This is a genomic window from Vibrio sp. Isolate25 (assembly GCF_022398025.1).
GTDB lineage: Bacteria > Pseudomonadota > Gammaproteobacteria > Enterobacterales > Vibrionaceae > Vibrio > Vibrio coralliilyticus_A.
On the sequence record NZ_JAKEUT010000001.1, the window covers coordinates 405,117 to 419,321 of the forward strand.

16 protein-coding genes are annotated in these 14,205 nt (G+C 44.4%); 9 read left to right on the top strand and 7 right to left on the bottom strand.

The window, feature by feature from the left end:
- Positions 1–57 precede the first annotated feature (57 nt).
- From L1D15_RS01825 to gntR, 7 genes are all read left to right on the top strand, one after another.
- Positions 58–492: an Mpo1-like protein gene (locus tag L1D15_RS01825; protein ID WP_239863809.1), complete on the top strand. Its 435-nt coding sequence runs from the start codon at positions 58–60 to the stop codon at positions 490–492.
- 267 nt (positions 493–759) lie between these two features.
- Positions 760–1,776: a TRAP transporter substrate-binding protein gene (locus tag L1D15_RS01830; protein ID WP_239875102.1), complete on the top strand. Its 1,017-nt coding sequence runs from the start codon at positions 760–762 to the stop codon at positions 1,774–1,776.
- Positions 1,777–1,841: 65 nt separating this feature from the next.
- Entirely contained in the window at positions 1,842–2,399 is a 558-nt protein-coding gene (locus tag L1D15_RS01835; protein ID WP_019274236.1) for a TRAP transporter small permease subunit, read from the top strand.
- Complete coding sequence (locus L1D15_RS01840; RefSeq protein ID WP_019274237.1) at positions 2,392–3,708, top strand: TRAP transporter large permease subunit; 1,317 nt, start codon at positions 2,392–2,394, stop codon at positions 3,706–3,708. The genes L1D15_RS01835 and L1D15_RS01840 overlap by 8 nt, the downstream gene beginning before the upstream one ends.
- An 85-nt stretch (positions 3,709–3,793) precedes the next feature.
- Positions 3,794–4,294: a gluconokinase gene (locus L1D15_RS01845; protein WP_239874480.1), complete on the top strand. Its 501-nt coding sequence runs from the start codon at positions 3,794–3,796 to the stop codon at positions 4,292–4,294.
- Complete coding sequence (gndA, locus tag L1D15_RS01850; RefSeq protein ID WP_239874481.1) at positions 4,291–5,784, top strand: NADP-dependent phosphogluconate dehydrogenase; 1,494 nt, start codon at positions 4,291–4,293, stop codon at positions 5,782–5,784. The genes L1D15_RS01845 and gndA overlap by 4 nt, the downstream gene beginning before the upstream one ends.
- A 115-nt stretch (positions 5,785–5,899) precedes the next feature.
- A complete protein-coding gene (gntR, locus tag L1D15_RS01855; protein ID WP_239874482.1) occupies positions 5,900–6,901 on the top strand; it encodes a gluconate operon transcriptional repressor GntR in 1,002 nt (333 codons plus the stop codon).
- 285 nt (positions 6,902–7,186) lie between these two features.
- Here the strand turns inward: gntR and L1D15_RS01860 are convergent, their stop codons facing one another.
- The gene (locus L1D15_RS01860; RefSeq protein ID WP_038158333.1) at positions 7,187–8,716 is read right to left on the bottom strand and encodes a DUF3612 domain-containing protein; all 1,530 of its coding nucleotides are present in this window, start codon (positions 8,714–8,716) and stop codon (positions 7,187–7,189) included.
- Positions 8,717–8,877: 161 nt separating this feature from the next.
- Between L1D15_RS01860 and L1D15_RS01865 the strand changes: the two genes are divergently transcribed.
- Complete coding sequence (locus tag L1D15_RS01865) at positions 8,878–9,453, top strand: hypothetical protein (RefSeq protein WP_239863814.1); 576 nt, start codon at positions 8,878–8,880, stop codon at positions 9,451–9,453.
- A gap of 392 nt (positions 9,454–9,845) precedes the next feature.
- On the top strand, positions 9,846–11,660 hold the full coding sequence (locus L1D15_RS01870) for a M4 family metallopeptidase (protein WP_239863816.1): 1,815 nt from the start codon (positions 9,846–9,848) through the stop codon (positions 11,658–11,660).
- Between the two features lie 106 nt (positions 11,661–11,766).
- On the opposite strand, the gene L1D15_RS01875 is transcribed toward L1D15_RS01870, so the two are convergent.
- The 6 genes from L1D15_RS01875 to L1D15_RS01900 all read right to left on the bottom strand — a co-directional run bounded on the left by L1D15_RS01875 (position 11,767) and on the right by L1D15_RS01900 (position 14,202).
- A complete protein-coding gene (locus L1D15_RS01875; RefSeq protein WP_239874483.1) occupies positions 11,767–12,018 on the bottom strand; it encodes a DUF2999 family protein in 252 nt (83 codons plus the stop codon).
- A 72-nt stretch (positions 12,019–12,090) separates the two neighbouring features.
- Positions 12,091–12,345 (bottom strand): Rho-binding antiterminator, encoded by a 255-nt coding sequence (locus L1D15_RS01880; RefSeq protein ID WP_239863818.1) that lies wholly within the window; start codon positions 12,343–12,345, stop codon positions 12,091–12,093.
- Positions 12,346–12,347: 2 nt separating this feature from the next.
- Positions 12,348–12,662 carry a cupin domain-containing protein gene (locus L1D15_RS01885; protein ID WP_239874484.1) on the bottom strand — a complete coding sequence of 105 codons (315 nt, stop codon included), beginning with the start codon at positions 12,660–12,662 and terminating at the stop codon, positions 12,348–12,350.
- A gap of 4 nt (positions 12,663–12,666) precedes the next feature.
- Positions 12,667–12,963 (bottom strand): Dabb family protein, encoded by a 297-nt coding sequence (locus L1D15_RS01890; RefSeq protein WP_239874485.1) that lies wholly within the window; start codon positions 12,961–12,963, stop codon positions 12,667–12,669.
- Between the two features lie 119 nt (positions 12,964–13,082).
- Positions 13,083–13,490 carry a VOC family protein gene (locus L1D15_RS01895; RefSeq protein ID WP_239863820.1) on the bottom strand — a complete coding sequence of 136 codons (408 nt, stop codon included), beginning with the start codon at positions 13,488–13,490 and terminating at the stop codon, positions 13,083–13,085.
- A gap of 163 nt (positions 13,491–13,653) precedes the next feature.
- Positions 13,654–14,202 (bottom strand): DUF924 family protein, encoded by a 549-nt coding sequence (locus L1D15_RS01900; RefSeq protein ID WP_239863822.1) that lies wholly within the window; start codon positions 14,200–14,202, stop codon positions 13,654–13,656.
- Positions 14,203–14,205 lie beyond the last annotated feature (3 nt).

A 14,205-nucleotide genomic window follows, 5' to 3' on the forward strand; every position in this document is an offset into this window, starting at 1 on the left:
AACCTCTGAATTCGTGCTATAGACAATACTATAAGATCATGATTTAGAGAGATAAGAATGCGAGATCTGACCCAGTGGCTAAGTGATTATGGTGAGAGCCATCAAAATCCAGTGAACCAGAAAATCCACAAAGTAGCAGTGCCAGGGATTTTCTTATCCATTGTTGGCTTAATCTGGTCAATTCCATCGATTTCGTTTTTTGGTTTTACCTTAAACTGGGTTTGGGTTGCGATGCTACCTGTCATGATTTTCTACTTTAAGCTGTCGCTGAGCGTATTTCTTATGATGCTTGGTTTTACATTGGCGTGTATTTCTTTGATCTGGTCTCTGGAAATTCTTCAGGTGCCCGTGCTCCTCGTTTCGCTGATCTTATTTGCCGTATTGTGGATGTTGCAGTTCATTGGACATAAAATTGAGGGTAAGAAGCCTTCATTCTTTGAAGATCTTCTTTTTCTTCTTATCGGTCCTGTCTGGGTATTTCGCCAGAAATAGCACACCCTTTTTTAACAAAACGTTTGTCTCTAACAGTCCCTCAACTGTTGGAGCGTCGTATGTGTTTTAGCTCACACTTCTTCTGCTCTTAAGCCATCTTACTATTAACAAAATTGAAATTTGTGACTTTTGTCATGGAAAACGTTTTCTTGTTACCGGTAACATTGGTGTTAAAGTTACCGGTAACATAAAATAATAAGCCGGTTTCATACCGACAGCTTAAAAGCTGTATTGGAATAAATGAAACAATCTAAGGACACCCCTACTATGAAAGCGATGACAAAACCTTTGCTTGCTGCCACTTTGACAGGACTTTTTGCGACTTCGGCCTTGGCCGCTGACTTTAAACTGAAGATTCAGTCTTCTGACCCATCTGGTGATTTGAACTTTAAAGTTCAACAAAAATGGGCAGAGCGCGTAGAGAAAATGTCGAATGGCCGAATTGACATCGACCTTCTACCAGTAGGGGCAGTGGTGAAACACACTGAAACTTTAGGCGCGATCAAAATGGGTATTCTAGATGGGCAAGTGACAGCAACGGGTTACTTCTCGGGTAAGGATCCTGCTTTTGGCCTAATTGGTAACATGGTCGGTGCATGGTCAGATACGACCCAGCTTCTGCAGTACATGAACTACGGTGGCGGTAATGAACTGATGACTGAGCTTTATGCACCGTATGGTGTGAAGTTTGTTGGTGCTTCAACAACGGGCGTTGAATCTTTTATCTCGAAAAAGCCGCTCAACGGTGTCAATGATTTGAAAGGTTTGAAATTACGTGCGCCAGAAGGTTTGGTTCAGCAAGTGTTCGCCGCTGCCGGTGCAACACCTGTAAACCTACCTGGCTCTGAAGTCTTCACTGGTTTGAGTAAAGGTGTTATTGATGCAGCGGACTATACGGTATTTTCAACCAACCAAAAAGCGGGCATGAATGATATTGCTACGCACCCAGTTCAACCGGGTTTCCACTCATTACCACTTATCGATATTTCTGTATCTCAGAAGAAATGGGACAAGATGCCTGAAGACTTACAAACTATTCTTCAAACTTCAGTCCGTGATTTTTCTTACGACATGACAACTCAGTTGAAAATGGCGGATCAGGCTGCAGTGAAAGAAGCACAAGCGAACCCATCCATCACTATCCATAATTGGTCTGACGAAGAGCGTAAGAAATTCCGTGAAATTGCTAAGTCTCAATGGAAAGTGTTTGCTGAGCGTTCACCAAATGCGAAAAAAGTGTATGACTCAGTGACTGGTTTCCTAGAAGAAAACGGCCTTCTTTAAGCTGAACATGTGTTCTAGCTTCTCTCTGGAGGGCGTAGCCCTCCTTCTTTTTGGAATTGATTGGTATGAATGACAACGTCCCACATCCACCTCAACAGCAGGATGAGCAACCGAGAAACTTTCTCGACAGAGCCATTATAAAAATCAGTAATTTGCTCAGCTGGTTATTCATCTTCACTGTATTTATTTCGTTTTATGAAGTTCTGATGCGTTATGCCTTTAACGCGCCAACAACTTGGGTTCACGAAACGGCGTCCTTCATTGGTGGTTCACTGTTTATTGTTGGAGGTATCTATGCCTTTGCCGCTAATAAGCATGTGCGAGTGGTATTAATTTACGATTCTGTGTCCGAACAGACACGTAAATACCTCAATATTGTTCACCATCTCGTGGGGCTGGCATTTGCTGGCATGCTGGCTTACGCGTCTTTTGCGATGGCGAAAGAATCTTGGTATGCCCCGTGGGGTGAGCTTCGCCTTGAAACATCGGGTTCTGTACTGAATGCACCTTACCCAGCTTTACTCAAGGGCCTGATTTTTGTCGTCCTTTGTATTCTTGTTATCCAGTTTGTCTTACACCTCATTCAGGAAGTTATGGGGCTAAGGAAGAATAACGATGTTTGATTTATCTTCTATTGGCATCGCATGGGGTAGTGTACTCATGCTGGTGATGATGATTGCCTTGCTGCTCACAGGTATGCAGTTGGCCTTTGTCACAGGCTTTGTCGCCATTTTCTTCACTCTTTGCTGGTTTGGACCAGATGCACTGCCTTTGATCGCGAGTCGCACTTACAGTTTTGCCTCAGGTTATGTGTTCCTTGCGGTGCCTATGTTTGTTCTCATGGCGGCGCTGCTTGATCGATCAGGCATTGCCAGAGACTTGTTTGACGCGATGAAATCTGTCGGCCGTAAAGTACGCGGTGGTGTGGCTGTGCAAACCTTGCTGGTGGCGGTTCTTCTAGCCTCAATGTCAGGCGTGATTGGTGGAGAAACGGTCCTGCTTGGTATTCTTGCTTTACCGCAGATGCTACGTCTTGGTTATGATCGAAAATTAGCGATTGGTACCACCTGTGCAGGCGGCGCACTGGGCACTATGCTTCCACCAAGTATTGTTCTGATTATCTATGGTATGACGGCGAGTGTATCAATCGGTGATTTGTTCAAGGCTTCTTTCTTACCTGCATTTATTCTTGCTGGCTGTTACATCGCTTACGTATTAGTACGCTGTAAGCTCAATCCTTCATTAGCCCCTATTCCAAGTGATGGTGATGAAGAAGATGAAAGGCAAGTTAGCTACTTCAAGGCTCTGTTTTTCCCGCTGTTGTCTGTAGCGGTTGTCCTTGGGAGCATTTACACCGGTGTCGCCTCTGTAACTGAAGCTTCTGCACTGGGCGTTGTGGGTATTATGATTTCAGCAATCATTCGTGGTGAAATGAATATCAACATGCTCAAAGAGAGTGCAATCGCAACCATGCGCACTTGCGGCATGATCATGTGGATTGGTATTGGGGCGAGCGCATTAGTTGGAATCTACAACTTAATGGGCGGTATCGACTTTGTTGAAGAAGTCATTCTTGGCCTAAGTGGCGGTAGCCCTCTCGCGACATTGTTGATCATGATGGTAGTTCTACTGGTTCTTGGTATGTTCCTTGACTGGGTTGGCGTTGCACTGCTGACTATGCCGATTTTTGTGCCGATTATTACCAGTTTGGGTTATGACCCAGTTTGGTTTGGTGTGGTGTTCTGCCTCAATATGCAGGTTTCATTCTTATCGCCTCCGTTTGGGCCGGCAGCATTCTATCTTAAGTCCGTCGCACCAAAAGACATCAGTTTAGGGGAAATCTTCAGCTCACTATTGCCATTTATTGGCCTGCAGATCTTCGTATTAAGCCTAGTGATTATGTTCCCAGATCTCGCTATGTGGTGGAAATAACCGCAAAGCATTTTGAATTAGTAAAGTATTGAAATTGGTATTCACAGCCTTCTGATAATTGGAAGGCTAAGGATAGTATTACCCAATGAAAGTGAAGAAAATATTAGTAATGGGCGTTTCGGGTTGTGGTAAAAGCCTGATTGGTAAAGAGATTGCCGATAAGTTATCTCTGCCTTTTTATGATGGTGATGATTACCATCCAAAAGCCAATGTGGAGAAAATGGCGCAAGGAATTCCACTGGATGATTGCGACCGCCTAGGCTGGCTAGAAACGCTAAACCGAATTTACGTAGAGAATGATGCTGCGGTGATTGCCTGTTCTGCACTCAAACCAGCTTACAGAGATATTCTTCGTCGTAACAACCCGCAACTGGCTATCGTCTATTTGAAAGGTGACTTCGATACTATATGGTCTCGACACAAGCAACGTGCTAACCATTATTTTAATGGCGAAGCGATGCTCAAAAGTCAGTTTGAAGCCTTAGTTGAACCAAGCGACGATGAAGCTTTGTTTGTCGATATTGCGTCGGATGTCGATACCGTAGTGAAATCAGCGCTTATTGCGCTGAAGGAGCGAGCGTTATGAGCCAGTCAAACATTGCGATGATTGGACTTGGTGTGATGGGTAAAAGCCTTGCGTTGAATCTACTTGATCATGGCTTTAATGTCACTGGGTTTGATATTGATGAAGCTAACCGTCAACGGGCTGTATCCGAAGCGGATCTCGTTTCATGCATTGCCAGCAAAGGTCAATTTGTTGCGGCGTCGAATCTCTCTGAGTTACTGAAGACTTTGGAAAAACCACGTGTGATTGCCTTGTCTGTTCCAGCCGGAGAGATTGTTGATAAGGTGATTGATGATTTACTCATTGCTGGTATCGATAGCGAAGATATTGTGATTGATACCGGTAACAGCCTTTGGACGGATTCTGAGCGCCGAGAGACTCACTACCAGGGCAAATTGCGTTTCTTTAGTACTGCGGTTTCTGGCGGTGAAGTCGGGGCTCGAACAGGGCCGGCTCTTATGGCTAGTGGTGACCCAGCAGCTTGGGAATATGTGCGTCCGATGTGGGAAGCGATTGCCGCCAAAGTGGATGAAAAAGGTCTGCCAGTCGAACAATTTGGACAAGGTGAATCATGTGCAGCATACCTAGGGCCTGCGGGAGCTGGGCACTACGTTAAAATGGTTCACAATGGTATTGAATACGCTGATATGCAGCTTATCTGTGAAGCGTTTCATTTCATGTCCGATGTTCTTGAGATGTCTGCAAAAGAAATCAGTGCAGTATTTTCAAGTTGGAACAAAGGTGTCCTCAATAGTTACTTGATGGAAATCAGCGCAGAGATATTGCAGACAGAAGATCCAGTAACAGGAAAACCGTTTGTTGACGTGGTGCTTGATAAAGCGGGCCAGAAGGGGACTGGGCTGTGGACGGCGTTGAACAGCCTACAAATGGGCGCTCCTGCACCGACCATTGCTCAAGCGGTATTTGCCCGAGCGCAAAGTGCACAAAAACAACTAAGAGTGAATGCGGCAGCAGTACTAAAAACGCACACCAAACCTGCGGGTGGCTTCGACAAGCAACCTATGCTCAATGAGCTACACGACGCATTATACTGCGCCAAACTCGTGGTATACGCTCAGGGTTTTGACCTGCTGAAGACAACCTCTGTTGAAGAAGGCTGGAATCTAGATTTTGGTGATATTGCTAAAATTTGGCGAGCAGGGTGTATCATCCGCGCCATCTTTTTACAGGACATCACCAAGGCCTACCAAAATGAACCTGAGTTGGAACACCTTCTATTCGCCGATGTTTTTATCGAGCAAATCGCGCTGAGATCATGTGGCTGGCGAAGCAGTGTGTCTAATGCGGCTATTCATGGCGTACCAGTGCCGGCTATCTCTTCTGCATTGAGCTATTTCGACTCGCTCCGTTGCGGTGTTTTACCGGCGAATTTGCTTCAGGCTCAGCGAGACTACTTTGGAGCGCATACCTATTCCAGAGTGGATAAACCAGAAGATGAAAAGTTTCATTTAACTTGGAGTGAGCCAAACAAAACGCAACTCACGGTGTAAAAACAGAGCGTTCGCTGCAAAGCGAGCGCTTTTTTGTTATCTGAACCAATAAATTCGTTTTGTTTTATGAGTAAAATGTTACCAGTAACATTAAAAGCAGAAAGAAACATCATCAATGGCCAATAAGAAAAAACGCCCTACGTTGCAAGATATTGCAGATAAAGTTGGGGTGACAAAAATGACTGTCAGTCGTTGTTTGCGCGACCCTTCTCTTGTCTCTCAAGCAATACAAGAAAAGGTTAATCAGGCGGCGGAAGAGTTGGGATATATTCCCAACCGCGCACCGGATATTCTGTCCAATGCGAAGTCGAATGCTATCGGTGTGCTGGTTCCTTCTTTAACTAACCAGGTTTTTGCTGAAGTGATACGTGGTATTGAATCGGTGACCACACCAGCAGGTTACCAAACGATGATCGCACACTACGGCTACAGTGAAGAGCTTGAAGAAAAGAGCATTGCTTCTCTGCTGTCGTATAACGTTGATGCCATTATCCTCTCAGAGAATATCCATACCGACAAGGCCCGCAAGATGCTGGAAACCGCATCAATCCCTGTGGTAGAAATCATGGATTCATTCTCGCCTCGCATTGAGCAGGCTGTTGGGTTTGACAACAGGCTTGCGGCTCGAGACATGACAAAAGCCATGTTAGCGCAGGGAAGAGAGAACATTGCGTATTTTGCTGCGCGGATGGATGAACGGACCCGACTAAAGATGGACGGTTATCAGCTGGCACTTCAAGAGCAGGGAAAAGTGCCAGTTACTCTCCAGACGGAGGAAGCTTCGTCGTTTACCTTGGGCGCTAAACTATTAGGTGAGCTTTTACAAAAGCACCCTGAGGTAGACGGTATCTTCTGTACTAATGACGATTTAGCTATTGGTGCTTTGTTTGAATGCCAGAGACGTGGAATAAAGATCCCAGAACAAATGGCGATTGCTGGATTTCATGGTCATGACATCAGTCAGGCAATGACGCCAAAACTAGCGACAGTGATTACGCCACGTGAAGAGATCGGCCAAGTTGCAGCACAGCAATTAATTCAACGCCTTAAAGGTGTTGAAAGCTGGAAAGCGAGTATTGATTTGGGATATCAAATCGAATTAGGAGAAAGCGTGTAATTTGCAAAATGCATTTGTTTGATATTTGCATTTTGCAATTAAGTGCAATTTAGAAATGGATTATGCGTATGGTTTTCATGCATCTGATGCAGAAGTGAACAAAAACAATGGTTTTTATTGATAATTAAAGTTGGCACGCTTCATGCTTTAGTAGTGATGACCCTTATTAAGCCGAGGGTCACCTAGCCAACTGACGTTGTTAGTGAACCTTATTTTTTGTTCACATTCATATATAGCCAATCACGATTATTGTGATTGGCTTTTTTTCTTTTAGGCCCTTACAACTCACATCAGTACATTTTCCTGACATCCGTTATAGCAGCTTGGTTTTCGAGGGCACACAGCGCCTCTGGAACAGATCACCCTTGCGTCGGTCTGAATACCTCGCTCAATCCAGTTAATATTGAGAATCTTGGCAATCGTGGTGAATTCTCTCTGGATATGGCGAGGAATCGAAGCACTACCGCCGTTATCAACACACAAAGATTTCAGTTCTTCGGCGATACTGCGTGAATCACCACCTTGAGCATCTATCGCTGGGTTCAAATCGATACCCGCGCAGAGAACTCGATTGTTGCCCGCAGGATCTGTCATGTTGACTGACTCACAGCAGTAGATTCTTGGCTCGTCACCAACATTGAGAATAGAGATTTGCGCTGAGCTGCCGTTTTGAGGCTCAGAAAGCCTTCTGAATACCGCCCAGTGCTGACAAGGGTCGTTAACCTTACGCATGTTTCCCCAAGGAAGTGGGATGCCATTACCGCGATAAACCGCTTTTAGTTTGTTCTGGCCATAGGCATCAAAGTAATGCCAGTGTGGATAAGGTGACACCACCGTCATTCGGCGCATTGCTACAGAAGGGGAAACCCCTGCTTTGAGGTGAACATCAATCTCGTAACCGCTACGGTCGAGCAACTGGCGGAAAGGCACCTTTGGACATAACAGAGCACCAGCAAAAAAGCTCGATTCAAAATCTCGCCATGCTTGTAAAATATCCTGAGAGTTGAGATCTGAGGTTGGTGCGGCTTGGTTGTGTTCTTCCCAGCTATTGGCGTGACCAACAGACAAGACGCTCTTTAATCCCTCTTTACTATGCAGGACACAATGGCCGATGTAGACGGCCAAATCGTATTTCAGGCGAGTCGGGTATTGTTTCAGAATCTCGTTTAAATAGATAAAACCAGGCGGTTCAAAGAAAGAGGTCACGACCTGCTTTGCGCTGACTCCAAGCTCATCGACGATATCTTGCGGTGGGCGTGACACCCAGCGTATCGTTAGCCCCATACTACGAGCAATATCCATTAGATCTTCTGCAGACAAATTAAGGCGTTTCAATCCGACTTCTTCCGCAGCACGTTCTAGATCAGGAAAGTGGTTTTGGTTGCTTTCCTGATGGGCACGGATCAATAAGTGAGCAAACTGGCGGCCAGTAATACCGGTTTGAGAGAGCATTTCTGGAATAGCAATTTGTAGAATCTCATTAGAGAAGAGGAAGCTTGGCTCAAGTGCCATTCCACTAATGCCACCTCTATTACCTTTATCAGGTGTGATGTCGGCCTGCTCAGGTTCATCATCCAGAAACCAGGTCGGATCTTTTTGGAAGACTTCAGCGATGACCTCCAACATATCAATACTAGGGACACGCTTCCCACGCTCAATCATTGATAGATAGGAGACAGAAGGGGCGTATTCTGGATTAACCCGTATACAGCGAGCCGAGAGATCTTCCATGGTTAAATGGTTGCGTTTACGTAGGTTTCGAATCTTGGTCCCTAAAAAGTGGGACTGACGAATTAGACTTTTTGACAGCATCATTTTGTAAAATTCACATTGTAAAATTTTTGTTGTGAAATTGTAGTCAAAATTTCACTAGTATACAAAGTAAGCAAAGTCACAAATCTGCAAACAGTTAAACGCAAGTTTGAAATATTTGCTCTAGGACAGAAAAGTTGTGAAATATCCGCGAGGGAAACACTATGAATATGCTTACTTTCGATAAAACAGAAATCCAAAAACAAGACAAGCCATTTATCGCTGAAGCAGTCTTCGCGGTAGAAAAGATGAATTCAAATCAAACCACCGAGAAGCAAGTAAAAGCAAAACAACTGCTAGATCGTTTATTTCCACTTGAGAGTGGATCACATAAAGATGTTACTGCATATGTTATCGACTATCGCCATGTAATGGCTTATTTCAAAGATGGTAGTCACAGTGGTTTGAAGCACTCTAAACACTTTGTTGCTTACACTGGTGAGAAAGAAGACCCTGAATCTATCTTGTTTAGAGATGGTACAGGAAGCCATGTTGAACTGACATTCGGCAATCAAAAAGGCACAGGCTGTGTCGAGTTGGTTGAAATTGATGACATCCAACTAGAGACCTGCACTATGTTTCCTCAGGAAAGCAGTGAAATTTCCGCGATGCGCCATTGGATCAGCTTGGTGAAAGGGGATGAGAAAGGCAAACCACGTGCATGTACTGAAGCAAAAGAGTATACGGCAAAGAATGGTGACGACTATGATTTGGAGTGCTGCTACACACTAAGTCGCTAATCTAACTACAATTTGTTATGTCATTAAGGCTCTACAGCGTGTAGGGCCTTTATTATATCTGATGTTCTGTAAATTTATGAAATGAAAAGGAAAAAAGTGACTGAGCATCACGTGTCACTAATGATAAAAATATGTCCTCTTTTGATTGCATAAAATTATCATTAGTTGGTATCTGTTTGTTTTTATGATCACTTTCTGATCGAATTTTCTTTAATTAAAATTTTAATGAGTAATTGGTGTGGATTTTTGTTGCCACCTAATAAATTATTTTTCTGTATGTAACTTGCTTGAATGTGTGGCTATCACTCATGTTATTGGTGCGATTTATCGCAGAGATACTTCCTATTGAGCCGTTGGGGAGAAGGATTTTATACCAATAACAGGAAAGTAAAATGAAACAACGTCAAATGCTTTATCTGATTGCTGCTGGATTAGGAGCTAGCCTACCAGCAACAGCCGCAGAGATGGTTAAAGTTGAAAATGATGCATTACTACAGCAAGTGTTAAACGCTCAATCAAACAGCGTCGTCCCATTGGAAACCGGCTTCGCTGAAGTGAAACGAGTTGTTTTGCCGAATGGTAAAGTGAAGGTTCGTTATCAACAAACCCACATGGGTCTTCCGGTGTTCAACACCTCAGTGGTCGCCACTCAGACAAAAAGCAGCCAGAGTGAAGTTTACGGCGTCATGGCACAGGGAATCAGTGGTGACTTGGCAACTGTTGCCCCCACTCTGGATGAGAAACAAGCGCTCGCAGCAGCGAAAAACGCATTTAAGAAGCACTCTCTCGGGGCTTCTGATGCTCCGTTCGAAAACTCCCAATCGAAGCTGATGGTGTGGCTTGATGACTCTCAAACCGCAAAAGTCGTTTACATGGTAGACTTTTTTGTTGCGGCAAAGGTACCAAGACGCCCATTCTACTTGGTTGATGCTACAACTGGCGAAGTGCTGAAACATTGGGAAGGCATAAACCACGCTCAAGCGACAGGTACAGGCCCTGGTGGTAACGAAAAGACAGGTCAATACAACTACGGTACGGACTATCCGGGTTTTATTGTCGATAAAACAGGTACAACCTGTACGATGAATACCCCAGCGGTAAAAACGGTGGACTTGAATGGCGGTAAGTCAGGCAGCTCAGCATTTAGTTACCCATGTAGTGATGATACCAACTACAACGACCACAAATATGTGAATGGTGCGTATTCGCCTCTCAATGATGCGCATTACTTTGGTAAAGTTGTTTTTGATATGTATCAAGACTGGATGAATACATCACCGTTAACTTTCCAGTTAACCATGCGTGTTCATTATGGAACTGACTACGAAAATGCTTTCTGGAATGGTTCATCCATGACATTTGGTGATGGCAAGAACACATTCTACCCGCTGGTTGATATTAACGTAAGTGCACACGAAGTGAGCCACGGTTTTACAGAGCAAAACTCAGGGTTAGTGTATTCCAACATGTCAGGTGGTATGAACGAAGCTTTCTCTGATATCGCAGGTGAAGCAGCGGAATTCTACATGAAAGGCTCGGTTGACTGGATTGTAGGTGCGGACATTTTTAAGTCTGAAGGTGGTCTACGTTACTTCGATCTGCCATCAAAAGACGGTCGCTCTATTGACCACGCTTCTCAGTACTACGATGGCCTAAATGTTCACTATTCAAGTGGTGTGTATAACCGAGCATTCTACTTGTTGGCGAACAAAGCGGGTTGGGACGTACGTAAAGGTTTTGAGATCTTTACATTGGCTAACCAGCTTTACTGGACGGCGAACAGCACATTCGACGCAGGTGCATGTGGTGTAGCAAAAGCAGCAGCCGATATGGGTTACAACGTGTCTGATGTTGAAGAGGCATTTACTACAGTAGGCGTAAACGCATCTTGTGGTACACCTTCTCCAAACGTTCTGGTAAAAGGCACTCCAGTGACTAACCTATCAGGCTCTAGTTCTTCTGAAACGTTTTACACGTTTACGGTAGATTCTGCGTCAAGTGTTGTTGTTTCTATCTCTGGTGGTACTGGTGATGCGGACCTTTATGTTAAAGCAGGTAGTCAACCTACAACTGGCAACTATGACTGTCGCCCATACCGTTACGGTAACAGCGAACAGTGTAGCTTATCAGCAACACCGGGTACGACTTACCATGTAATGCTAAGAGGCTACTCTAGCTACTCAGGCGTGACATTAAGATTAGATTAAAAACACAACTTCTTAAGTGAAAGGGCCTGCGATTGCAGGCCCTTTGTTTTTATTTAGGCTTTATTCCCATAAACCGAGAACATGAAGCCGACTATTTAGTCTTAGTCTAGTTCTGAAGTTTTGCTTTTGCTTCTTCGACTTTAGAGAAGTCTAACCCAAGCTCTTCAACGGCTTCCTTGATGAGAGCAGGGTTTTGCATCACTTGGCCCATAAGAAGTTGTAGCTTCTCTTGTGGCAGACCAAGTTGGCTGAGGGTGGCCATTGCTGCTAGAGGGTTTTGGGTCAATGTCTGAAACAGTTCGTTGATTTGCTCGTCGCTGATGTCGTTCTCTTTCAGCGTCTCTAAAATTGGGTTCATCGAAATACCTTTTAACCACTAATTGAATAGAAGGGCAGTTTAACATCAAGCCGGTTGGCGTTGTAGAGTCAGCTAACTGACTTGAGTGAATATTACCTCTGTGAAATGTGGGTTCTCTATGAGAGCTGTCATGGATACCAAACTTTCAGTAGGTACGTGACGATCGCCTGTAGAGGATACTATAACGATACACTCTCTGCGGTGTTCATCGTAGCTAGTGGTTTTTGCTTTGCCTTCAACAATCTGGCCTGACTCCATTACCAACCGAACAGGGATATGGTAAAGACAAGCTATTTCGATGTAATCGTATTGGTTACAAGAGATCATGCTCAGTCCTTATAAAAGATGGCAAGCCAGATCGTTTCTTCATCTGGCGTGGTGTAGCTGACTCTATGCTTAGTATGGGCCGGGATCTTGAGATGGTCACCGGCCCTCAGCTCAACTTCCTCTCCGTCAAGGTACTGGAGGCGAGCATAGCCTGTTAGCACCACGACCCATTCATGTTCGTCTTGATCATACCAAAAATCTGGCTGGGAACTTTGCCCCTTCGAGACGATGCGCTCAAGACGAAAAGAATGACCAGACAGAAGGTCTTCAAAAACTTCTTCTGATAGATCGTCAGGGATGGATTGCAGAAGGTTCATTGCGCTATACGGTGTAATCAAATACAACAATGTCTTCTAGGATAGGCCTGAAGATGTCTTTCAAAGCCTCATGTTCAGGATGTGGCAAGTAATGGTTGCGACCATCTTCATCAGAAAATGTCATCATTACACAGTGTGTGTAATGCTTGTTTTTTCCTTCTGGGCTGTCGTTGAGCCCCCACTCTACGCTATCGACACCTTCGACTTTGGTTGTCATAGATAGGAAAGACGCCTTCAGATCTTCCACCTGTTGTGGTGTAGTATCGGGTTTAAACTGAATGAGAAGAATATGTCTGATCATGATTATTCCTGAAGTAAGTGTGCTCTATATTTTTTGAAGAGTTTGCCACTTTGCGATTAGCAAAATGGCAAAACTGAAAGTTAGTTTGGTGATTGGAGCATAGTAGTTATTCTATACTGCTATGGCGTTAGTTTTGCCTTGAGCTCGACCACATTGCCTTCTGGGTCATAGACATAGATTGAACGACTGAAGCCTTGTGCCCCATAACGCTCGGCAAACGGTTCGTAATTTAGACCACATTGATCGAGGTAGCTCAGCAGTTCATCTTCTTCGAACGGGGCAATTTGTAGGCAGAAGTGATCGACATTACGGCCATTCTGGCTGGGGGCCTTGCCTCCTAGTTTACCCAGCTCACTATTAACACGAACAAGATCGATGAGGGCGTCACCAGCTCGGAGCTGTGTTAGGCCCAGTTCTGGAAGTTCCCGTTCAATAGGGCAATGAAAGATGTCTTGGTAGAAGTGGAGCATATCTTTAATCTTGTTTGTTCGTAGGACGACGTGATCTAATCCTTTTACTTCAATCATATTTGGCTACTCCATAGCAATCAGAATAATCATTCATACGCTAACACAAATTAAGCTGGTCAGAAAATAGAGCCCTGTTAATGACTTGCTTTATAAAAAAGGGCTTTACTGCCCATCATTAAGCGCTGTGATGGGCAAAATGCAAGTTGAAAAACCAATAGGATCAAAAGCTAGAGTCTGGCTGAGTTAGAAACTCAATTTCTTCTTCAGTACTTTCGCGACCTAGTATTTTATTTCGATGTGGGTAGCGGCCAAATCGGTCAATGATGACTTTATGCTTGATTTCGAACTCGTAGTTGTTTTCCATTCCTGGCGCTTGAAATAATTCCACCGCACGTTCGTGGATTAAGGCAGATTCACTGTGCATGAAAGGCATGTAAAGAAAAGCGCGCTGCTGGGGCGTTAATTCAGCGTCTTTTCCTAAAGCGATAGCTTCTTGTGCTAATGAAAGAGCAAGAGGATCTTGCGCGAAAGCACTCGGAGTCCCTCGGTAAATATTACGTGAAAATTGGTCGAGTACTATTACTTCAGCTAGGCGACCTAAAGCATTGGTTCGCCAGCTGTACAGTTCGCATTGGGCTGCACGCTTTATAAGATCGCCGAAGCGTTGTTGAATCTTATTGTCTATAGTTTCACTACTAATGAACCAATCTTTTGGCTCTAATTCCTCAAACCAAAATGACAGTACTTCCTCTGCGGTGATTGGAGTCATAGT